Origin of the sequence: Kordiimonas laminariae (assembly GCF_023008165.1) — a bacterium.
GTDB lineage: Bacteria > Pseudomonadota > Alphaproteobacteria > Sphingomonadales > Kordiimonadaceae > Kordiimonas > Kordiimonas laminariae.
The window spans coordinates 23,178-45,199 of sequence record NZ_JAKQZA010000002.1 but is presented as its reverse complement, the minus strand read 5'-3'; the positions used below and the strand labels follow the sequence as shown (position 1 = coordinate 45,199).

General features: G+C 46.0%; 20 protein-coding genes and 1 other RNA gene. 16 read left to right on the top strand and 5 right to left on the bottom strand.

The window, feature by feature from the left end:
• Window positions 1-48: 48 nt before the first annotated feature.
• Both MF542_RS03620 and MF542_RS03615 read right to left on the bottom strand, forming a co-directional pair.
• On the bottom strand, window positions 49-1,659 hold the full coding sequence (locus MF542_RS03620; protein ID WP_247016063.1) for a fumarate hydratase: 1,611 nt from the start codon (window positions 1,657-1,659) through the stop codon (window positions 49-51).
• 124 nt (window positions 1,660-1,783) lie between these two features.
• Window positions 1,784-2,299, bottom strand: a complete 516-nt coding sequence (locus MF542_RS03615; protein ID WP_247016061.1) for an SspB family protein — start codon at window positions 2,297-2,299, stop codon at window positions 1,784-1,786.
• Window positions 2,300-2,587: 288 nt separating this feature from the next.
• Between MF542_RS03615 and MF542_RS03610 the strand changes: the two genes are divergently transcribed.
• Window positions 2,588-4,045 carry an MBL fold metallo-hydrolase gene (locus MF542_RS03610; RefSeq protein ID WP_247016059.1) on the top strand — a complete coding sequence of 486 codons (1,458 nt, stop codon included), beginning with the start codon at window positions 2,588-2,590 and terminating at the stop codon, window positions 4,043-4,045.
• A gap of 57 nt (window positions 4,046-4,102) precedes the next feature.
• Here MF542_RS03610 and ssrA read toward each other — a convergent pair.
• Window positions 4,103-4,495, bottom strand: a transfer-messenger RNA (tmRNA) gene (gene ssrA, locus MF542_RS03605).
• A 100-nt stretch (window positions 4,496-4,595) separates the two neighbouring features.
• Between ssrA and MF542_RS03600 the strand changes: the two genes are divergently transcribed.
• The 3 genes from MF542_RS03600 to MF542_RS03590 are packed head-to-tail and all read left to right on the top strand — an operon-like array spanning window position 4,596 to window position 7,790.
• Window positions 4,596-5,390 (top strand): thymidylate synthase, encoded by a 795-nt coding sequence (locus MF542_RS03600; RefSeq protein ID WP_247016057.1) that lies wholly within the window; start codon window positions 4,596-4,598, stop codon window positions 5,388-5,390.
• A gap of 23 nt (window positions 5,391-5,413) precedes the next feature.
• Window positions 5,414-7,291, top strand: a complete 1,878-nt coding sequence (locus tag MF542_RS03595; protein ID WP_247016055.1) for a sensor histidine kinase — start codon at window positions 5,414-5,416, stop codon at window positions 7,289-7,291.
• A gap of 22 nt (window positions 7,292-7,313) precedes the next feature.
• On the top strand, window positions 7,314-7,790 hold the full coding sequence (locus MF542_RS03590; protein ID WP_247016053.1) for a dihydrofolate reductase: 477 nt from the start codon (window positions 7,314-7,316) through the stop codon (window positions 7,788-7,790).
• On the opposite strand, the gene MF542_RS03585 is transcribed toward MF542_RS03590, so the two are convergent.
• Window positions 7,787-8,851, bottom strand: coding sequence for an Mrp/NBP35 family ATP-binding protein (locus MF542_RS03585; protein WP_247016051.1), 1,065 nt, complete (start codon window positions 8,849-8,851; stop codon window positions 7,787-7,789). The two genes, MF542_RS03590 and MF542_RS03585, sit on opposite strands and share 4 nt — an antisense overlap.
• A gap of 147 nt (window positions 8,852-8,998) precedes the next feature.
• Between MF542_RS03585 and hflK the strand changes: the two genes are divergently transcribed.
• The 8 genes from hflK (at window position 8,999) to MF542_RS03545 (ending at window position 16,479) form a co-directional block, all read left to right on the top strand.
• Entirely contained in the window at window positions 8,999-10,084 is a 1,086-nt protein-coding gene (gene hflK / locus MF542_RS03580; protein ID WP_247016049.1) for an FtsH protease activity modulator HflK, read from the top strand.
• A 3-nt stretch (window positions 10,085-10,087) separates the two neighbouring features.
• Window positions 10,088-10,957 (top strand): protease modulator HflC, encoded by an 870-nt coding sequence (gene hflC, locus MF542_RS03575; protein WP_247016047.1) that lies wholly within the window; start codon window positions 10,088-10,090, stop codon window positions 10,955-10,957.
• Between the two features lie 265 nt (window positions 10,958-11,222).
• On the top strand, window positions 11,223-12,743 hold the full coding sequence (locus tag MF542_RS03570) for a Do family serine endopeptidase (protein WP_247016045.1): 1,521 nt from the start codon (window positions 11,223-11,225) through the stop codon (window positions 12,741-12,743).
• A gap of 162 nt (window positions 12,744-12,905) precedes the next feature.
• Window positions 12,906-13,283 (top strand): PadR family transcriptional regulator, encoded by a 378-nt coding sequence (locus tag MF542_RS03565; RefSeq protein WP_247016043.1) that lies wholly within the window; start codon window positions 12,906-12,908, stop codon window positions 13,281-13,283.
• A gap of 9 nt (window positions 13,284-13,292) precedes the next feature.
• A complete protein-coding gene (locus tag MF542_RS03560) occupies window positions 13,293-13,841 on the top strand; it encodes an HAAS signaling domain-containing protein (RefSeq protein ID WP_247016041.1) in 549 nt (182 codons plus the stop codon).
• Between the two features lie 331 nt (window positions 13,842-14,172).
• Entirely contained in the window at window positions 14,173-15,339 is a 1,167-nt protein-coding gene (locus MF542_RS03555) for a metallophosphoesterase (RefSeq protein WP_247016039.1), read from the top strand.
• Between the two features lie 101 nt (window positions 15,340-15,440).
• Window positions 15,441-15,935, top strand: a complete 495-nt coding sequence (locus MF542_RS03550; RefSeq protein WP_247016037.1) for a MarR family winged helix-turn-helix transcriptional regulator — start codon at window positions 15,441-15,443, stop codon at window positions 15,933-15,935.
• A gap of 49 nt (window positions 15,936-15,984) precedes the next feature.
• Window positions 15,985-16,479 (top strand): hypothetical protein, encoded by a 495-nt coding sequence (locus tag MF542_RS03545; RefSeq protein ID WP_343264850.1) that lies wholly within the window; start codon window positions 15,985-15,987, stop codon window positions 16,477-16,479.
• A gap of 14 nt (window positions 16,480-16,493) precedes the next feature.
• Here the strand turns inward: MF542_RS03545 and serB are convergent, their stop codons facing one another.
• Window positions 16,494-17,387, bottom strand: coding sequence for a phosphoserine phosphatase SerB (gene serB, locus MF542_RS03540; RefSeq protein ID WP_247016033.1), 894 nt, complete (start codon window positions 17,385-17,387; stop codon window positions 16,494-16,496).
• Window positions 17,388-17,418: 31 nt separating this feature from the next.
• Between serB and miaA the strand changes: the two genes are divergently transcribed.
• The 4 genes from miaA (at window position 17,419) to ilvC (ending at window position 21,965) form a co-directional block, all read left to right on the top strand.
• Window positions 17,419-18,363, top strand: a complete 945-nt coding sequence (gene miaA / locus MF542_RS03535; protein WP_247016031.1) for a tRNA (adenosine(37)-N6)-dimethylallyltransferase MiaA — start codon at window positions 17,419-17,421, stop codon at window positions 18,361-18,363.
• A 206-nt stretch (window positions 18,364-18,569) separates the two neighbouring features.
• Complete coding sequence (locus MF542_RS03530) at window positions 18,570-20,354, top strand: acetolactate synthase 3 large subunit (RefSeq protein WP_247016029.1); 1,785 nt, start codon at window positions 18,570-18,572, stop codon at window positions 20,352-20,354.
• Window positions 20,355-20,388: 34 nt separating this feature from the next.
• On the top strand, window positions 20,389-20,901 hold the full coding sequence (ilvN, locus tag MF542_RS03525; protein ID WP_343264849.1) for an acetolactate synthase small subunit: 513 nt from the start codon (window positions 20,389-20,391) through the stop codon (window positions 20,899-20,901).
• Between the two features lie 44 nt (window positions 20,902-20,945).
• The gene (gene ilvC / locus MF542_RS03520; RefSeq protein WP_247016025.1) at window positions 20,946-21,965 is read left to right on the top strand and encodes a ketol-acid reductoisomerase; all 1,020 of its coding nucleotides are present in this window, start codon (window positions 20,946-20,948) and stop codon (window positions 21,963-21,965) included.
• The last annotated feature ends 57 nt before the right edge of the window (window positions 21,966-22,022 follow it).

The following is a 22,022-nucleotide window of genomic DNA, read 5'->3' as shown; positions in this document are numbered from 1 at the left end:
TTAAAAAAAGCAGGCTGGTGTTTTCTCCGCCAGCCTGCTTTTTATTGTTTAAAGCGCTTGGAAGAAATCGTTGCCTTTGTCGTCTACAACGATAAAGGCTGGGAAGTCTTCTACCTCGATTTTCCAAACAGCTTCCATGCCCAGGTCTTCAAAATCAAGCACTTCCACTTTCTTGATATTGTTCTTTGCAAGGATCGCAGCAGGGCCGCCAATAGAACCCAGATAAAAACCGCCGTGCTCAGCACATGCTTTTGTTACATCGCGGGAGCGGTTACCTTTTGCAAGGCTGATCATGCTACCGCCAAGTTTCTGGAATGGGCCAACATAGCTATCCATACGGCCTGCGGTGGTTGGGCCAAAGCTGCCTGACGCATAACCCTCGGGTGTTTTGGCAGGGCCAGCATAATAAATGATGTGATCTTTAAAATATGATGGCATCTCAGCGCCAGCTTCCATATTCGCTTGTACACGTGCATGGGCCAGATCGCGGGCAACAACGATCGTCCCTGTAAGTGAAAGGCGCGTTTTGATTGGATACTGTGAAAGTTCAGCCAACACTTCTTTCATCGGTCGGTTCAGATCAACCTTTACCACTTCTTCAGAAAGGTTTTCTTCCGTTACATCTGGTTGATACTTGGCTGGATCAGTCTCTAGTTGCTCTAGGAAGATACCTTCCGGAGTGATCTTGCCTTTTGCCTGACGGTCAGCAGAACAAGAAACACCAATGCCTACAGGCAGGCTGGCGCCGTGGCGCGGCAGGCGAATAACACGTACATCGTGGCAGAAGTATTTACCGCCGAACTGGGCACCGATGCCGAGGTTCTGTGTCATCTTGTGGATTTGCTTTTCCATTTCCACATCACGGAACGCACGGCCTGTTGCATCACCTTCTGTTGGAAGATTGTCATAATCACGAGCCGAGGCCTTTTTCACTGTCGCCAGATTTTGCTCTGCAGAAAGGCCGCCAATACAAATTGCCAAGTGATATGGCGGGCAGGCGGACGTGCCTAGCGTTTTAATTTTCTCTTCAAGGAAAGCCAGCATCTTGTCTTCGCGCAGAGATGCCGGGGTTTGCTGGAACAGGAAGGTTTTGTTGGCACTGCCGCCACCCTTCGCCATGAAGAGGAAATGGTATTCGTTACCTGTTGTGGAATAGAGATCAATCTGTGCAGGTGTGTTATTCTTTGTGTTCACCTCTTTATACATGGAAAGAGGGGCCATCTGGCTGTAACGCAGGTTGGTTTCTGTATAAGTACGCATCACGCCTTGGGTAAGAGGCGCGCCATCATCCCCGTCTGTCCAAACGTGCTGGCCTTTTTTACCAACAATAATTGCAGTGCCTGTATCCTGACAGCTTGGAAGCACGCGGCCTGCTGCGATGTTAGCGTTTTTCAGAAGCTCTTTAGCAACAAAACGGTCATTGTCACTGGCTTCATCATCATCAAGGATATCAGCGAGCTGTTGAAGATGGCCGGGCCGCAAAAGGTGTGCGATATCTGCCATCGCTTCTTTTGCAAGTAGCTCCAGCCCCTTGTCATCAACTTTAAGAATTTGTCGTCCGTCAACCTCTATGGTTGAAACATAATCAGAGGTGATTTTTCTGTATGGTGTTTCATCAACACCAGGCTGGAATAGTTTTGAATACGTCCAATCAGACATAAGTGGCCCTTTCTGATGGTGCTCATAATCAAGCGGTGTGCACACGAATGTTGCACAGCAAAAATACATGATTTGCTTATAGAAAGGATTGCGCTTACGGGCCAGTTAAAACCGCACCGCCACGCTATTTTCTGCGGAAAGCGTCGAGTGCAACGATATTGTCACTATTTGCGTCGGTATCAGCTGCTTTGTTATCTACATTTTCTTCTGTAGCTGCTTTTTCAATGATTGGTTCAGGAAGATCATCGATTTCTTCCTCTGTATCCAGATCAGCAGGAATATCAGATGCATCGTGAAACTGAAGGGCAAATTGAACGCTTGGGTCTACAAAACCAACAATTGCATCAAATGGAATAATCAGGTTCTCAGGTGCTTGATTAAAGGACAACATGATTTCAAAATAATCTTCATGTACCTTCAAGTTCCAAAATTTATGTTGAACCACAATGGTCATTTCATCTGGGAAACGGCTGATCAGATGTCCTGGAATATCAACACCGGGTGCCTGCGTTTTAAAGGCAATATAGAAATGGTGATCGCCCGGCAGGCCATCATGTTCTACATCTTTTAAAACGTTACTGACTACCTGGCGCAGTGCTTGCTGTACCTTTGCATCGTAATCAATAGTGCTCTCAGCCATTTTAAAACCCGGTCTGTTTGTTGTTTTCAGCGGTCTTATAGTCGCATTCTGTAAATACTTGAAGGGAAAAATCCTTACCTGACTCTATTATTACCTTAACAATAATGTGCAACAAACATATTTCAGCGTTTTCAAAAGCGCGATGGAGATAGATTTTGATGGAGTGTTATGAAATTTTATAACATTTTATCGCACGTTCATCTCAACTCACCGCAACCTTATTGTTTATTACCAGTCCTGAATACGTAGTCCATTTTGAGGAAATTGAAACTACTGAGGGGATGAATGATGGGGAAGATTTCTAATATATCGCTCTTTTGTATTGGTGTTGTAGCTCTTGCGGGCTCGGCTGTCGCAGGGGATATAGAGGATAAGCTCGCAGACAAAGCTTTGTCTGCATACGGCGGGGATAAATTACTCAACCTTAAAGCAGTAAAATTACGCACCAAATATAAGCGGCTGACAAACGATCAGGGTTATATTGTGGGGGAATTTGATATCGATCATTATGACAACAGCGTGATTATTGATTTCGAAAACTCCCGCAAGGAATTCCGAGTTGAAATTGGACTAAGAGATGATCCCTATATTCAGCACCACATCTTTGATGGCGAGAATGCTCACCGTATTTATGCTGCATCAAAACAAATAGATAGAAATAATGGCCGTACTTTTACGTCGCTTGATTGGCGAACGCCGACAAGGTTTGATCCATTTCTCGCCAGATTGCTTTATGAAAATAAAGAACAGGCCAAGCATGAAGGAAATGGCGTTATTGCGGGTAAGCCTGTTGAAAAGATTAGTTTTCGGGCTGAAGGTCATCCTGAATATACGTTGTTTATTGATCCAGAGACAGGTCTTATCCATAAAATGACACGCCCACACTGGATACCTGGCAGTGTCTTTGCCTATAATTTTATTGAGCATACACATGAAGCAGGTATTCCCTTTGCGTCCCAACTTTATGTGACCAAAGGCGGTGTACCTGAAAACCTGTCAATCCTTCGGACAGCAGATTTTGATTATGATCTAAAAGGTGCTTTTCAAATACCTGAAGGATATGCAGATCTGCCTCAGGGGATTGATGTTTCTGAAATGGTTGTAGAGCGGTTGGCTGACGGCATTTACCATGCGGGTAAAGGGTGGGAATTCTCTTTGTTTATTGATGCCGGGGATCACTATATCGCGCTTGGTGGGTATGGTGGTCTTAAAGATCGGTTTGAGGCAGTTCAAAAAGCAGCTGGTAACGAGAAGCCATTAAAAATACTGGCTGTAAGTCATCATCATAGTGATCATATCGGTGGTACGGGGGATGCGTTTGATTTGGGGGCAACTATTGTGACTACTCAGAAAAACTATGATGCTATCAGACGGGTTTCTGCAAAGGATATCCCGGATGAAAGCTTTATAGCAGCGGGAGCTTCAGGCGAGATAGCTGGCGGGTTAGTAAAATATATTGATTTTCCAAATGGGCATGCAGAGCATCATCTGATGTTTTATGTGCCATCGCTTAAAATGATGCTGACAGGGGATTTCTTCTTTTCAAGGCAAGTGGAAGGGTCACCCAAAGGCAGTGAAACATTGGTGCGTTTTAAAGAAGCGATTGAAAAAGCAGGCTTTGATGCTGAATTGTTTGCGGCGGAACATAGTAGCAGAGTGTTAACTTTGGCTGATCTTGATGCAGCAATCGCAGATATGGCACCAAAACAGGTTTGCCCTGCATCATGGGAAATCTGTCAAGATTAGACATTGGAAGGCTAAGCGAAAAACAAAAAAAAGGCTCCCAAGCGGAGCCTTTTTATTAGCGGGCCGTTCTGTTGCTAGGTGGCCCAACCCCCACCTGAAGTCGTCAAACCTCAGGAATTTACATAAATGTAGTTTACTGTGACCGCTTACGCAGCAACAGCGAACTCGACGTCATTGTCGTTTGCATTTATAATAAGGTGGCCCATCACAGCGGTGCCATCCTGGGCAAAAGGCAAAACACCGTTCAATACACGTCGATCCTATTTCACCCCCATAAGAAAACATCTGTTTCTTTGGTGTGGTGCCACCAAGATAATGCCAAAAGGCTTAATGGTGGAGGTGCTGGGTACCGCCCCCAGGTCCGCAATACTTACTTAATGCGCCGTTTATTGCCATAGCTACCGAAGCAGCACCCTTGATATAGTGAATAAATTTGGCAATTAAAAGGCTTAAATCACTTGCGTCTTTAGTTTCAGTTTTGGGAATAGACATTGCCTCAATTGCTCCCAAGGATTATAGATTCCTAAACACCACCTGAGGGGAGCTTTCTGTGCAGCAATATCTGGATTTGATGAAACGTATTCGAGAAGAGGGCGTTTTTAAAGGGGACCGTACAGGAACCGGCACCTACAGTGTTTTTGGCCATCAGATGCGCTTTGATTTAAGCGAAGGGTTCCCGCTGGTTACTACGAAAAAGCTGCACTTGCGCTCTATTATCCATGAACTTCTATGGTTTATTGCTGGCGATACCAATGTGAAATACCTGAAAGATAACGGTGTTTCCATTTGGGACGAATGGGCGGACGAAAAGGGTGACCTTGGTCCTGTATACGGCCACCAGTGGCGCAGCTGGCCAACCCCGAGTGGTGAAACTGTTGATCAGATTAAAAACCTTATCGATCAGATTAAAAACAATCCGAACAGTCGCCGTTTGATCGTGTCAGCATGGAATGTAGCTGATGTTGACCATATGGCACTTCCGCCTTGCCACTGTTTATTCCAGTTCTACGTTGCAGAAGGAAAACTCTCGTGCCAGCTTTACCAGCGCAGTGCTGATGTGTTTCTTGGCGTACCATTTAACATTGCTTCATACGCGCTTCTTACTCATATGATTGCACAGGTTTGTGATCTCCAAGTTGGTGATTTTGTTCACACTTTAGGGGATGCTCATTTATACAGTAATCATATTGAGCAGACGGATTTACAGCTTACGCGTGATCCTTTACCGCTTCCTTCACTTTCGCTTAACCATAATGTGCGAGATTTGTTTAATTTCAAATTTGAGGACATTGAAATTGTCGGTTACGAGAGCCATCCGCATATTAAAGGAGCTGTAGCCGTATAGGTGTTGGAGCTAGGGAATTTTTAGTGGGTCGAGAAAAAGATAGAGAGGCAAGACAGCGACTTTTAGTAATCTTGGTAGCTGTTTTGGGTGTCATAATCACTGTTTTTGCGACGCGGCAAGCTTGGCTCAATGTTGAGCAAGAAGCAGATTCGGCATTTGCTTCAAAAGCTGATCTGTTTATTGATCGGCTTCACCGTGAAATCACCAGCAGCCTCAGTGCCGCTCAGGATTTATACGATTTTTACAATATGTCGAAATCTGTTCCTGAAGAAAGATTTCGCCTTCTGGTCTCTACAAACTCCACTCTTAAGCAGCACAGGTATTTCGTAGCAATCGCCTACCAATTGGAAATGACCGAGAAAGATGGTTTTCTGAGAGGAATGGCATCTTTCTACGGAAATGATTTTCAGTTGAAAGGCCCGGTTCTGGAGCGTGACACCACAAGGTTTCCTTTAATTTACCCTTGGTCCCCTGACGCTGAGTTGCAAACTCAATTGCTGGGAATGAATATTGGTGGCCACGAACAAATTGCAGCCTTTTTACGTGCGACGGGCAAAGAAGATAAGCCATCAGCAATTTTGCTACCTGATTTTCCCGAAATTGATCAGGGGGCAGAAATATCTGTTCTGTTGGTCAATCCATATGTGACCAAAGCAGGTGCTCTTTCCTATATTGTTCAGTTGGTTGATCTTCCCGGTCTGGTTAGAGAAATCGCGGATGATGTTGATAAAGAAGGCGAGCTTATTATCCAGCTGAATAGCAGTTGGTTCGATGCTGAAGATGATAATACGGCGTCAATTGCTGCGGGAAGTTCGGCGATATTAGATAACAGTCGAGAAGCCGCAGATGATCGTAGAGTTTCTACAGAGCTAACTTTCGGTGCTGGTGTTTGGACTGTTCAGGCATATGCGGTGGAGGGCAGTTTTAGGCCTTCTTATTTGGGAGTGATTGTCACTTTCCTTCTTTCGGCGGTTATCAGTATTTTACTCGTTTACGCAATTTGGATTCAGTCTGAACGCTCGAAACGTGTGGTGGAAATTGTAAATCGTCGTACCAGAGCATTAAAGGCAGCACACGAAGAACTCGAAGAACACTATAAGCTGCTACAAAACCTAAACAAAGATGTTGAGGAAGCACGCAGAGCGGCGGAGACAGCGAACCGGGCGAAATCTGAATTTCTGGCAACGATGAGCCACGAATTACGAACACCGCTGAATGCTATTCTCGGTTTTTCCCAGTTATTGGGTGAACAGGCAATCGGACCTATCGGAGATGAACGTTATATCGAATATGCGAAAGATATCCACCAAAGTGGCTCTCATTTGCTTTCGCTAATTAACGATATTCTTGATCTGGCTAAACTGGAATCCGGTAAGGTTCAGATTGAACGCCAGCAACTTTCTGTACGTGAACTTGTTGAACGGGTTCTAACGATACAGGGCCAGCAGGCTGAAGAAAAGGGAATCGCCTTCGGAGCCGAGGTTGATGCCAATATGCCTGATAAAGTGATGGGGGATGAATTACGCCTAAGGCAAATCCTTATCAACCTATCTACAAATGGCATAAAATTTACCCATGAAGGCTCCGTCGGTATTCGGATTATTGAAAAATCTTTCAAGTCGGGCCTCGCCGGCTGGGTGCTCGAAGTAGAAGACACGGGTATTGGCATCCCTGAAGAAAAGCAAGCGACACTCTTTGATCGGTTCACACAGGTAGATACAGCCCTTTCACGGCGTCATGGCGGTGTTGGACTGGGCTTGGCAATTTGCCGTGAACTTGTTGACCGCATGGGCGGGATTATCTCAGTGCAAAGTATGCCTGGGGTAGGAACTACGGTTCGCGTTCATTTACCGCTTGAAGAACCTGCGGAAGATACCGTAGATGATGATAGCATTATCTAAAATCTTCTGAAGGGTTCTTTGTATGATTTCCATCATTGTTGCTATGGGCGAAAACCGCGTAATCGGGGTTGATAATGATTTGCCGTGGCATCTTCCAGAAGATCTAAAATACTTCAAAAAGACAACGCTTGGAAAGCCCATCATCATGGGACGAAAAACCTTCGAATCTATTGGTAGGCCATTACCCGGACGGCAAAATATTGTTATCACTCGCAACGCGGACTGGACTGCAGAAGGTGTGGATGTTGTTTCAACTATCGAAGATGCTATTAAAGCTGCTGGTGACGTTGAAGAAGTGATGATTACGGGAGGGGCGCAAATTTATGCTGCCTCAATGGATTTGTGTGACCGTCTTTATGTTACTGAAGTTGGTTTAGCGCCAGAGGGCCATGCTTATTTCCCAAAAATTGAAGATAGGTGGAAAGCCGTTTCGAGGGAAGATCATGGAGCGCAGGACGGTAAGCCATCCTACGCTTTTGTTGTTTATGAGAAGGCTTAGATTGAAAGCTTGTCCTTTAAGGTCTCTGCAATCTCTAGATAAGCTTTGCTGATTGGGTTGTCTGGTTCGCATGCAACAATTGGTTGCCCGCTGTCGGCGCTTTCACGAACAGACATGTGAAGCGGAATGCCGCCAAGGAAATCGCAACCGATTGTTTTTGCGGTTTCTTTTGCTCCGCCGTGCCCAAAAATATGGCTTTCACTGCCGCATGATGGGCAAATAAAACTGCTCATATTCTCAATAATACCAAGGATTGGCACATCTGTTTTTTCAAACATTGTAATGCCTTTGCGAGCATCAATAAGTGCAAGGTCCTGTGGTGTGGATACAATCACAGCACCTGAAATAACTGCTTGCTGCACCATGGTGAGCTGTACATCACCAGTGCCCGGCGGCATATCTACAACGAGAACATCAAGTGGTTCCCAAGCCACATCTTTAAGAAGTTGTTGAGTTGCTCCCATCACCCGTGGCCCGCGCCATACCACTGGCTGGTCAACATCAATAAGGAAGCCAACAGACATCACCTTAATGCCGTATGCTTCAAGTGGTTGAATAACCTTGCCTTTAATGCCGGGTTTCTCATCGCTTCCCACGAGGGTTGGAACAGAAGGGCCGAAGATATCAGCATCCATTAAGCCAACTTTCAGCCCCTTGGCTTTAAGAGCAAGGGCGAGATTAATGCTGGTGGTTGATTTACCAACACCACCTTTGCCGCTTGCTACCGCTATCACATGTTTCACGCCTGGCAGATTTGTTGGAGTAGGGGCTGATTTACCGCCAACGCCCATTTTCGGAGCTTCTTTTTGAGGCTTGTTTGCGGAAACTACAACGTTTACTGCGCTTACACCCTTAACAGTTTTAGCTGTATTTTCCACAAGAGTGCGAAGTGTCTGCACATCATGGGGTGCATTATCTTTGAAATCCAGAATGATTCCAACCTGATCTCCATCTACAATCACAGCGCCTAATGCACCACTTTCGACGATATTTTGCTCCGAACCTTCTGGAATAATGGAAATAAGTGCTTCGGTGACAGCTTTTTTCAGCGTATCTGACATTAATTTACTTTCTTAACCAGGAAAATGTGCGACATTCGTTGCAGCTTTCAAGTGCCTAACTTATATAGAAATATAAGGTACGAGCAATCCGGTTAAAGAGGTTCGTACGCAATTAGCAAGACATACGGTGCCAAAGGGGAGAAGATTATGCCTTGGCAGAATAACGGTGACGGTGACAAACCAAACCCGTGGGGAAATAACGGCGGCGGTGGACCTCGTCGTGGTGGCGGTGGCGGAGAGCCTCCGCAAATTGATGATATCATCAAAAAAGGACAAGAGCAGTTTAAACAAGCTATGCCAAGTGGTTTTGGTGGTATCGGGCTGATTCTGCTGGTTGCGATTGCTTTTTGGCTCGCGAGTGGTCTTTACCGTGTGGAACCAAACGAGCAAGGTGTTGTTCTTCAGTTTGGTAAACGTACTGAACTTACTGGCCCTGGGCTTCATTGGCATTTACCGTATCCGGTTGAAACGGTGGAAGTACGTGGTGTTACAGATGAGAAGCAGATTCTTATCGGTAGTAGCGTAACTTCAAGCCGCCGTTCCGGACGCCAGACTGTAGCAGCCCTTGATGAAAGCTTAATGCTTACTCAAGACGAAAACATCGTTGATGTTCGTTTTAACGTAGTTTGGCGTATTAAGGATCTGGGTGATTACCTTTTCCGCCTTCAAGATCCAGAAGGTACAATTAAAGCGGTCGCTGAAAGTGCAATGCGTGAGCTGGTTGGTCAGAATCAAATCGTGCCGATCATCACAACAGCGCGTGGTCAACTTGAAGAAAATGCTCTTCAGATGATTCAGCGTACGCTTGATGAATATAGCGCGGGTGTTACTGTTCTTCGTGTGCAGATTATTGAATCCGAAGCACCGGATGAAGTAAAAGATGCCTTCCTTGATGTACAGCGTGCGGAAGCTGATCAGCAGCGTGCCCGTAACGTCGCTACAAAATACGCCAATGAGGTTATTCCTCAGGCGCAAGGTAAAGCAGAGCAACTTCTACAAGGTGCGGAAGCATATCGTGCTCAGACAGTAGCTCGTGCGGAAGGTGAAGCGGCACGCTTCCTCTCAGTTTATAATGAATATATTCGCGCGAAGGATGTTACGAAGAAACGTATTTACCTTGAAGCGATGGAAGAAATCTTGGCTGGCATGGATAAAGTTATCCTCGATAGCAAAGGCGGTGCTGTGCCGTACCTTCCGCTGAATGAACTCACTAAAAAAGGCGGAAAGGAATAAGCAATGAATAATAAACTTATTATTGGCCTAATCGCTCTGTTTGCTATTGTCTTTGTCGGCCTTAGCAGTGTGTTTATTGTGAATGAACGTGAACAAGCGCTTGTTGTGCAGTTTGGTAAAATTCAGCGCCCCGTACAGGAAGCTGGCCTTCATTTTAAAATCCCACTTATGCAGCAGGTTATTTTCCTCGAGAAGCGTGTTCTAAGCTTGGATGTGCGTCCTCAGGAAGTTCTGGCGGCTGATCAGCGCCGTATTCTCGTTGATAGCTTTGCGCGTTTCCGTATCGTTGATCCTGTACTTCGGTATCAGGCTGCAGCCAATGACCGTATTGCAGCTGATCTTCTTGAAAAGATCATGGAATCAACAGTGCGTCAGGTGCTGGCGAAAGAGCCTATGCAGAATATCGTATCTGGCGAGCGTGCACAGCTTATGCAGCAGATTAGTGATATCACTAACGAGCAGGCAAAATCTATTGGCCTGGAAGTAATTGATGTACGCCTGAAGCGTGTTGACCTGCCTGCACAAAACAGCCAGGCGATTTTCCAGCGTATGGAAACTGAGCGTCAACAGGAAGCTGCGGAGAAACGAGCTGAAGGTAACCGTGATGCGGTTAAAATTAAAGCTGATGCGGACCGTCAGGTAGCTGTGCTTGTAGCTGAGGCTGAAAAGCAATCCCAGATTGTTCGCGGTGAAGCCGATGGTCAAGCTGTGAAGATTTTTGCGGATGCATTTGGTAAAGATGAAGAGTTCTTCGAATTCTACCGTACCATGCAGGCGTACCGTAAAGCGCTTGGTAAAAACGATACAACGCTTGTCCTTTCACCAGACAGTGAGTTCTTTAAACTGTTTGTGAATTCAGAAAGCAAAAAATAAACCTTAAAAAGGACGGAGGTACTCCTTCGTTTGCTTCGTAAGGTAAGTGCCGGAGGCCTTGTTTCCTATGAAACAGGGCCTTGGGTTTAAGTGGGAAGGGGTTACTCTTGGCCTGAATCGGGCGTTTGTCGCAGGGATGTCTCCGTTAATCGCAAGCTACGCTTAATGGGGTTGACCCAACCATAGTTTGGTGATGCGATGTAGAAAGACAGCAGTATGCTGCGTACGGCCAGCAAGAGTAATAAATAATATAAGGAGTATGTGCGTGAGCACTTATAAGGTTACAGCGATTAATGCACAGGCACCGATGCAGGCACTTAAAGCCGCAGTCATCGCGATGCTTGTGATTGCGATGACTACGGTTTCTCTAAAGCCCGTAGTTGCGGCTGATTCTCCAGGTAGCTTTGCAAATCTTGTTGAGAAGCTTCAGCCAAGTGTAGTGAATATTTCCACCGTTCAAACAATTGAGCGTAATACACGTAGAAACGGTAATCGCCGTTTCCCTGAAGGCAGCCCATTCGGTGAATTCTGGGAACAGTTCCGCGATCGTTTTGAAGAAGATGATGAGCCGCGTCAGGCGCGCTCGCTAGGTTCTGGTTTCATCGTTGATGAAAGCGGTATTGTTATTACAAACAACCACGTAATTGATGAAGCGGATGAAATCACAGTTATTCTAACTGATGGTCAAGAATATGCTGCTGAAATCCTGGGCCGCGATGCACTTTCTGATGTAGCTGTTCTGAAAATTGAAGCTGGCAACGGCGAGAAGTTTGAAGCAGTTCAGTGGGGTGATAGTGATAAAGACCGCATCGGTGACTGGGTTGTTGCAATTGGTAACCCATTTGGCCTTGGTGGTACGGTATCGGCTGGTATCATTTCAGCACGTAACCGTGATATCAATAACCGTTCTGACGTTGAATATATCCAGACAGATGCACCAATTAACCGCGGTAATTCTGGCGGGCCACTTTTCAATATGGAAGGTGATGTGATCGGCGTGAACACTGCTATCTTCTCCCCAACAGGTGGTAACGTAGGTATCGGTTTCTCAATTCCTGCAAACGATGCTCGCCGCGTTGTAGAAGAACTACGTGAGTTCGGTAAAGTACGCCGTGGTTGGCTCGGTGTGGGTATTCAGCCTCTTAATGAAGATATCGCGAAAGCGATGCGTGTTGACGTTACTAAGGGCGCTCTTATCACACGTGTTGAGCCTGAAGGCCCTGCAGCTGACGCTGGTATCGAAGACGGTGATATTATCATTGAGTGGGATGGTAAGCCGGTTGTAGACAGTAATTCCCTTAGCCGTCTTGTTAAGCGCACTAAAATCGATCAGGCGGTTGATGTTGTTATCATTCGTGAGCGTGAGCGTCAGACAATTCGTGTGAAAACGGGTGAATTTATTAACCCTGAAGCGGAAGAGGAAGAGCAGGAAGAACCTCGTTCCAAGCGTGAGCGTGATAGCGACCGTGCCCTTGTTGAAGGTATGGAACTAGCACCGCTTAACGATAATCTTCGTCGCCGTTACAAGATTGCTGATGATGTAGAAGGTGTTGCCGTTGTGCGTGTTGCACGCCGAACACCAGCAGCTAATGCGGGTATCCGTGTTGGTGCAGTAATCGTACGTGTTGATCAGAAGCGCGTGGACAGCCCAGCTGAAGTTGAAGAGATTATCGAAGAAATTCGTGATGAAGGCCGTGAAAGCGTTCTTGTTCTCATCAACGTACGCGGCGTGTCGGCACACGTACCACTTCGTCTTCTGAAAGAAAAGAAAGATGCTGATAATTAATAATCAGCGTCTTTCGTAAATACCTTGATAGAGGGTCGGTTTTCCGGCCCTCTTTTTTTTTGGTGCCGTGTTTTCATAGATTTTTTGAAAAAATATCGCTCTACATATTGTAATGCATCATACTTGGTAATACATAGTAACTATGTTAAACAAGGTTACGCAATGACAGACCAAGAAAAATTTGAAGCAAAATGGGATGTACAACACCGGAAGGGTACCCTGGAACTGGTGATAATGGCTGTTCTGAAAGGCCGGGATTTGTACGGATTGCAGCTTCTTAACTTCCTACATGAGTTTGAAACTGTGACGATTACAGAGGGCACACTGTATCCTCTTCTGGACCGCCTCAAACGGGAAGGGGTAATCGATGCAGATTGGCGACAGGAAGAGGGTGCAAGGCCAAGAAAATATTATCGGCTTACCGAGCTTGGTGAAAAGGTGCTTCCTACAGTCAGTGCTCGTTGGCGCAAGTCAGCAGCAGATATTGAATGCATACTGGAGGGCGGACCTTCAGACTTTAACAAAGCACAATCAAACTAGGGAGAGAACATGATGTCTGATAGGGAATTGATTCACGAATACCTTAAATCACTCGGTCGCTATCTGTCCCGCCTTGATAAAGCAACCGCCGATGAGGTGATCCGCGAAATTGAAAGCCATATTTATGATCGGCTGGAAGAGCAAGGAGCGGAGGTTACGGTTAGCGATATACTAGATGATTTTGGTAATCCACGTGACCTTGCCAGTGCTTATGTCGATCACATCGTTGATGGCGCACCACCCCCAAAAGGTTTTAAAGCGATCGAAGCGGTGAAAAAAGGTGTGGGTAAAAGCCTTTATTACGGCACCGCAGTATTTGGGTATTTGGTGGCGGCCGCACTGGTTCTGTTGGGGTTAGCAAAGCCATTTTTAGCGGATAGCATTGGTGTTTGGACAGCACCGCACGGTGAAGCGTTCGTAGTGGGCATGATATCTAATCAACCGCCGGGAACTGCTGAGCTTCTAGGATGGTGGTTGGTGCCAATTGCTTTAGTGCTTGGTGCGGTAATTGGCCGTTTAACTGGCAAACTGCTCAGTATCCTTAAACGGCAGATGTAACCACTAACTTAAGACAACCGAATAAACCGAACGATGCTCATGATTATAAGTGAGCGCGAACAGGACACCTTTGCCTGGTGTTCACCTAACGATAACGACGCGGCGAGGCGTCCGTAAATGGAGAAAAATTATGTTTCATTGTGAAGGTAATATTTATTTATGCAATATTTTGCGCAAAAACTTGCATAAATAAATAGAAAGCGATATGCCTGACATACGCAGCCTAAAGTTTAGAGCGTTTGGATTGTAAGTGAGCGTGAACGGGGCACCACTGCCAAGTATTTGGCCAAGAATAACGACGCGGCGTAGCGTCTATAAATGGAGAAAAGTTATGAGACTTATCCTAACCAATTTGAAACATTTCTTTATCACGGCAACTTTGTTGTTGGTAACTCTTATCACTGCGGCGGTGGCCTTTGGTGTTGATATTGATATGGGCGACAATGATCTTGCGTATAAGCTTGGAGGCGAGGGTCCTCATGTGTTTTACGAAGGAGATAATATTGCTGCGCATTATATAAAAGGTGGCGGTAAAGAAGGCTTTTATATCGAGAAAGAATATATGGCGCCGGATGGCCAATTAGATGCAGAGGTGTATTTCCCTCTTGAGGATTCAACATTTAATCTAACAATAACCCCGCATGTGGAAACACCGAAAGCGGTATATAACGATGGAGAGCCGATTGTTGCCATCTCTGACGTTGAAAGTAACTTCAAGACTTTCCGGGATTTCCTTATTGCCCAGCAAGTGATTGATGCTGATCTAAACTGGACTTTCGGCAAAGGCCATCTTGTATTGGTTGGTGATTTTGTTGATCGCGGCGATTCAACAACACAGGTTCTTTGGTTTATTTATAAACTTGAACAAGAGGCAAAAGCGGCAGGTGGTACTGTTCATTTTATCCTTGGTAACCATGAGATCAAGAACTTGCAGGGGAATTTCCAGAAAGCGGCAGACAAATATTTCTATGTTGCTGCTGCCCTAAAAAAACAAGAGTTTGATCTTTTTGGGGATGATGCTCTTTTAGGGCGCTGGATGGCGAGCAAAAACACAATTGAGCGGATTAACGGATATCTGTTTGTTCATGGTGGATTGCACCCTGATATTGTTGAAGCGGGTTATAGCCTTGATGAGTTAAACACTATCGTACGCAATCAGTATCGTCAGGCCTATGTGCCAACGCAAGATGAAGCCGCAGAAGCGGTTTTGGTTCACAGACGTAAAGGTCCTTCTTGGTACCGTGGTTACTTTGAAGCGGATCTAAGTCAGGAAACTGTGGAAAAAGGACTAAAACACTTCGGCGCTAAGGCGGTAGTTGTTGGACACCAACCACAATGGTCAGTTGGGAAGCATTATGACGGTAAAGTATTCGCTGTGAATGTTAAGCACCCGAAAGACTATCGGGGCAGTTTCCCTAGCAAACGTTCTGAAGGCTTGCTTCTAAATGGTGTGGATGCGTTCCGTTTGTTGGACGATGGTACAAAAGAACAGCTTTAAGGGCGAAATATAAGGAGGGGCTGTTATCCAGCCTCTCTTTTTCTACTTGATTTGTGCAAGAAATTTCGGAAAAAATTGCGTAAATTAAAGAGGGAAAATACATGTCTGATATACGAAGCCCGCAGTTTGGTGCGATTTTATTCCGAGCGACTGAATTAATCAGTATTCAAGGTGCTGAGGTGTTTGATCAGTTAGGTATCAGTTTGCATGCCAACAAGATTTCTATTGTTCTTGCACTTTATACCAAGGGAGCAATGTCTTCGACGGAGCTATCAAAACACATCGGTATTTCGCGTCAGGTTTTGGAAAATCGCTTGAAAGGGAGTGTAAAAGATGGGTTTTTTACATCTTCTCCTGATGGAAAGGATTCTCGTAAGCGGGTCTATGATATTTCGGCTGCTGCGCGCCCCGAGGCCGAGCGGATTGTTGCGATCATGAAAGATTTTGAGCACGTCTATGATGTGATGTGGCAGGAAATCGGTATTGACCTTGAGCAGGGTGTGAAATTGATGGAGCGAGCGCTGAACCGCCAATCGCTGCTTTATAGACTATGTGACAAGTTTCCCAAATATAATGAAGAACTTATAGAAACGTAGAAGCGTAAAGAGATAAAAGATGTTGAAACCAATACTTGTTGCTGTCCTTATGAGTTTTCAGGTTCTCTCTGCAAATGCACAGGAGCAAGCTTATGCACAGTTGTTGCCGCAATATATCGAATGGGCAAAGGACGTAGATAAAAAAGGATTAGAGCTTGGCAAGCCACTTAATGAAACTGAGTTAAAACTAGCCAAAGATGTTGGCGTTCAATACCCAGAAAAAGTTAGAGTCATCTATGTAGATGAGGTCCCGTTTCCCTATGAAAATCTGGCACTGAAAGCCCTTGGTGAGAAGTTGGGACTTGTTGGCCCTGATGTTATCAATAATGCACAGGTCTTTGGGTATTCAATTTATGCCCGCGAGGGATATAAGCTTGATCGGCCTAAACTTGCACATGAACTTGTGCATGTGTTGCAAATTGAGCGTTCAAGCCTTGACCAAGTGATCGTTCAGCATATTCAGGATGTTGCCAGATACGGCTATAGAAATGCCCCGCTCGAAGTCGAAGCATTTAAGGCGAATATCAAGTATAAGCTGAAGTAAATTTAAATTAGCAGTTAGTTGGAGAAGTCCGCGTCGCTATACCCTTGAAAATAAAGTAGAGCTGTGAGGTCATTATATGTCACCGCTGCTCTGGCTGCTGCGCGGGTTTTTGGTTTTGCGTGATAGGCAACACCAAGCCCTGCCGCTTCAAGCATAGGAATATCGTTAGCACCATCACCAACGGCGATGATGTCTCTTTGCTCCAGCTCTAGCTTTTCAGCTAGTTCATTCAGCGTATCCAGTTTTGTTTGCGCACCACAAATAGGAGGCACGACCTTACCTGTAAGCTGATCATCAGCTATCTCCAAAACATTGGCGCGGGTCATGTCAAAGCCAACGCGTTCTGCTACTTGCTCGGTAAAGAAGGTAAAGCCACCTGAAACCAGCGCGGCATAGCCGCCATTTGCTTTCACTGTTTGGATAAGTGTGCGTGCACCACCCATCAGCTCAATCCGGTCTTCATAGCATTCATCCAGCTGGCTTGCTGTCAGGCCCTTGAGAAGAGCCACACGTTCTTTAAGGGCTTCTTCAAAATCCAATTCACCCCGCATGGCGCTCTCAGTGATTTCAGAGACTTTATCTTTAAGGCCAACAAAATCAGCGAGCTCATCGATGCACTCAACGGTGATGATGGTCGAATCCATATCTGCGAGCAGGAGTTTCTTCTTGCGTTTCTTAGTTGCCTGAAGAGCCCAATCTAAACCTTCAACCTTATTCAGCACGGGGGTAAGCATCTCACGGGTGCGGCGATGATCTTTGGTTTCAAAAATCAGGTCCATTGCTCTGTTTTCTGATAAGATGCGACCACGATATTCGTTGAGCGATAATAAATCGGTTACCTTGTTTTCAATATTTTCCAGTGAAATATCAAACGCGGGGTTGACGACGAGGGTCAAAGCGATATCCATGAAGCACCATCCTGAACAGAGTGAGGTATTTTTGAAACAGGCTCTTTTTATTGCAGGTCCGACCGCTAGCGGCAAGTCGGCATTGTCCTTAAAGTTCGCAAAAGATCTTAACGGTGTGATTATTAATGCTGACAGTATGCAGGTTTATAAAGACCTGCGTGTGATAACTGCATGCCCGAGTGAAGAGGATGAATTGCAGGCTTCACACAGGCTATACCGTTTTATGGATGGTAGTGAAGTTTGTTCCGCGGCTTACTGGTCTGAGCTCGCGATGACAGAAATAGAAAAAGCATGGGATGAAGGTAAATACCCGATCGTAATCGGTGGTACGGGGATGTATTTCAAATTCTTACTCGAGGGCGTGGCAAAAATCCCAGATATTCCGGATGACATTCGGAACGCGGTTCGGGAGGAAGCTGGCGAGCATGGTAGTGAAAAGCTACATGACGAATTAAAAGGATATGATCCCGTTATCGCGGAACGTTTATTCCCGGGCGATAGACAGCGTGTTTGCCGAGCGGTTGAGGTGTACCGGGCGACAGGTAAACCGCTGAGTGAATGGCAAAAGAATAATGAACCGGGCCCGATGACTGCACATGATAAAGCGGGTTGTGCCCATAAATTTATTCTCAAGCCGCCAAGAGATGTTTTGTATGACCGCTGCAACCGCCGTTTTGACATGATGCTCGGCGAAGGTGCGCTTGAGGAAGTTGAGGCGCTTATGGAGCGGAACCTTGATACCAGCCTACCGATTATGCGGGCGCTCGGAGTGCCGTCACTTATCAAACTTATCCGTGGTGAGGTGAGTGAAGAGGAAGCAATCGAAGATGCAAAGATGCAGACACGACGTTTTGCAAAGCGGCAGTTAACATGGTTCAGGAACCAATTTTCGCATTGGAATTGCCTAAATGCGCAATATTTGGAAAGCGAATATGATATTTTAATGAATAAAATATCCAAAAAACCTATTGACTGAGTAATAATCGTACAATAAAAGGGTTTTATCGACACCTAACCAGCCCAGGTGTTGATACTATGGAACCTTCAGCCCAAGTAGGTTCCAGACTGTGACGAGACCCACCCCCTGGGGGCGCTTTTTAGCGCCCCCAACTGTTATGAGGGAGGCACGAGTAGCCAAAGTGGGCACGTCATCGGGCTAGTAATTGGTATGGACTGAAAGCGATGACACAAGCTGAGGCTACGACAATTGATACGACGACCGAGATGAGTGGTGCGCAGATGATTCTGAAAGCGCTTACGGATCTTGGTGTGGAAGTCATTTTCGGATACCCGGGCGGCGCTGTCCTTCCAATTTATGATGAGATTTTCAAGCAGGATAAAATCAAGCATATCCTTGTGCGCCACGAACAGGCCGCAACCCATGCAGCTGAAGGCTATGCACGGGCAACAGGCAAGCCGGGTGTTGTTCTTGTAACATCAGGGCCGGGGGCCACGAACGCTGTTACGGGCCTTACTGACGCGATGCTTGATAGTATCCCGCTTATTTGTATTACGGGGCAAGTGGCGCGCCATCTTATTGGTAATGATGCTTTCCAGGAAGCTGACACGGTTGGTATCACGCGCCCCTGTACCAAGCATAACTATCTGGTAAAAGAAACATCAGATGTACCAACGGTTCTTCATGAAGCTTTCTATGTGGCTACAAACGGTCGTCCGGGGCCTGTGGTTATAGATATGCCGAAAGATGTGCAGATTGAAAAAGCAGCTTATCAAGTTTCCGAGCATGCAGAGCACCGCACTTACCGTCCACAGATGCACGGCGATGAAACAGCAATCCGTGAAGCCGTTAAAGCACTTTCCAAAGGTATGCGCCCGATTATTTATTCTGGCGGTGGTATCATTAATTCTGGCCCAGAGGCTTCAAAGCTGTTGCGTGAGTTTGCAAAACTTACGGGTATGCCAGTGACCAGTACCCTTATGGGACTTGGCGCTTATCCAGCAAGTGATAACCAGTTTCTTGGCATGCTTGGCATGCACGGTACATGGGAAGCAAACCATGCCATGCATGATTGTGACGTAATGCTTTGTATTGGTGCAAGGTTTGATGACCGGGTTACCGGCGCTATTGATAAGTTCTCGCCAGGATCGAAGAAAATCCATGTGGATATCGATCTTTCTTCTATCAACAAAAACGTACAGGTGGATATCCCTGTTGTTGGGGATGCGAGATCTGTGCTTGAGCGCATGATTGCTATCTGGAAAGAAGAAAACTGTTCGGAAGGGCAGCCGCCACTGAATGCATGGTGGGATCAGATTAATCATTGGCGTGCACGCAAATGCTTAAACTATGAAGATAGTGAAGATATTATCATGCCGCAAAAAGCGCTTGAGCGATTGCAGCATTTTGTAAAAGATCGTGATGCGGTTATTTCAACAGAAGTTGGCCAACACCAGATGTGGGCCGCACAGTTCTTGGGCTTTGACCGTCCCAATGCATGGCTTACTTCTGGTGGCTTAGGGACTATGGGCTACGGCCTGCCTGCGGCTATCGGGGCACAAATCGCCTTTCCTGATAAGCTCTGCATTGATGTGGCTGGTGAAGCTTCTATTCAGATGAATATCCAAGAACTTGGCACCATGGCGCAATATAAATTGCCCGTGAAAATCTTCATTATGAATAATGAATTTATGGGCATGGTGCGCCAGTGGCAGGATCTTTCCTATGAAGGTCGCCATTCTGAAAGCTATTCCGATTCCCTGCCTGATTTTGTGGCCCTTGCAGAAGCTTACGGCATGAAAGGTATTATGGTTGATCATCCTGATAATCTGGATGCTGCCATTGAAGAAATGCTTAATCATGATGGCCCTGTAGTGATGGATTGCCGGGTTGCCAAGCTTGAGAACTGTTTCCCGATGGTTCCAGCTGGTGCTGCTCACAATGAAATGATGTTACCGGGTGACGGTGTAAGCAAACCAAAAGATGACGAAGCGCTCGCTGTCGTTTAATCTGGCACGGAAAGATAATAAGATGGATGGTTCGATGAAAGAAATTGGCCCAATTCAACGACATACAATCAGTGTCATTGTTGATAACGAAGCAGGGGTTCTTGCCCGCGTAATTGGCCTGTTCTCTGGCCGTGGTTATAATATTGAAAGTCTTACTGTGGCTGCCGTTGGTAAAGGCGAAGCGCGCTCGCGTATTACTGTTGTCACCTCTGGCACTTCTATGGTGATTGAGCAGATTAAAGCGCAGCTAGACCGCCTTGTACCTGTACACAGAGTAGCCGACTTGACGATAGATGGCCCGTTTGTAGCCCGTGAGCTTGCCCTTGTGAAGGTTTCAGGCACGGGTGACAGGCGTGTTGAAGCGCTTCGGCTTGCAGAGGCTTTCCGGGCACGCGCAGTTGATAGCACAACAGAGAGCTTTGTGTTTGAACTCACCGGATCAGCGGAGAAGATCAACGCCTTTATTGATTTGATGAAAGAATTAGGCCTCGTTGAGGCCGCACGAACAGGGGCTGTTGCCCTTAGTCGCGGCGAAGCCGGGCTATAACTTATATTTAGGTAAACGGGGTTTCCCTTTTAAGGACAAAAGACATGCGTGTTTATTTTGATAGTGATGCAGACGTAAATTTGGTGAAGGATAAAACCGTTGCCATCGTTGGCTATGGTAGTCAGGGCCATGCTCATGCTGGTAACCTGCGCGATAGTGGTGTGAAGCGTGTTATTGTTGCGCTGCGTGAAGGTTCAGCAACACGTAAGAAAGCGGAAGCTGCTGGTTTCGAAACTATGACAGCGACAGAAGCAGCACGTGAAGCTGATATGGTGATGATGCTGGCACCAGATGAGCATCAAGCAGCAATTTACGCCGATGAACTTGCTGAGAATATGAAAGAGGGTGCGGCCCTTATGTTCGCGCACGGCTTGAATGTTCATTTCGGTTTGATCAATGCCCGTAAAGATCTTGATGTGATTATGGTTGCACCGAAGGGCCCAGGCCATACGGTGCGCGCGCAGTATGCAGTTGGCAAAGGCGTTCCGTGCCTGATCGCTGTTGATCAGGACGCTTCAGGTAAAGCACACGATCTATGTCTTTCTTATGCATCAGCTATTGGCGGTGGCCGTTCAGGTATTATCGAAACCAATTTCCGTGAAGAGTGTGAAACTGATCTCTTTGGTGAGCAAGCTGTTCTGTGTGGCGGTATCTCTGAGCTTATCAAGGCAGGCTTTGAAACGCTTGTTGAAGCGGGTTATGCACCAGAAATGGCTTATTTCGAATGTCTGCACGAAACCAAACTTATCGTAGACCTGATCTATGAAGGTGGTATTGCGAACATGCGTTATTCAATTTCAAACACAGCTGAATATGGTGACTATAAAACAGGTCCACGTATTATCACTGATGAAACGAAAGCGGAAATGAAGCGAGTTCTTGAAGATATTCAGAAAGGCCGTTTCGTAAAAGATTTCATCACGGATAACAATGCAGGTAACCCGGAGCTGAATGCACATCGCGGTCTTGCTGAGCGCCACCCGATTGAGGAAGTGGGTTCCAAATTACGCGGTTTGATGCCGTGGATGAAAGAAGGCAAGCTTGTAGACAAAGAGAAAAACTAAAATAGTTTTTCCTATCTGAGTTGAAAAGGCGGCCTTTACAGGTCGCCTTTTTTTATT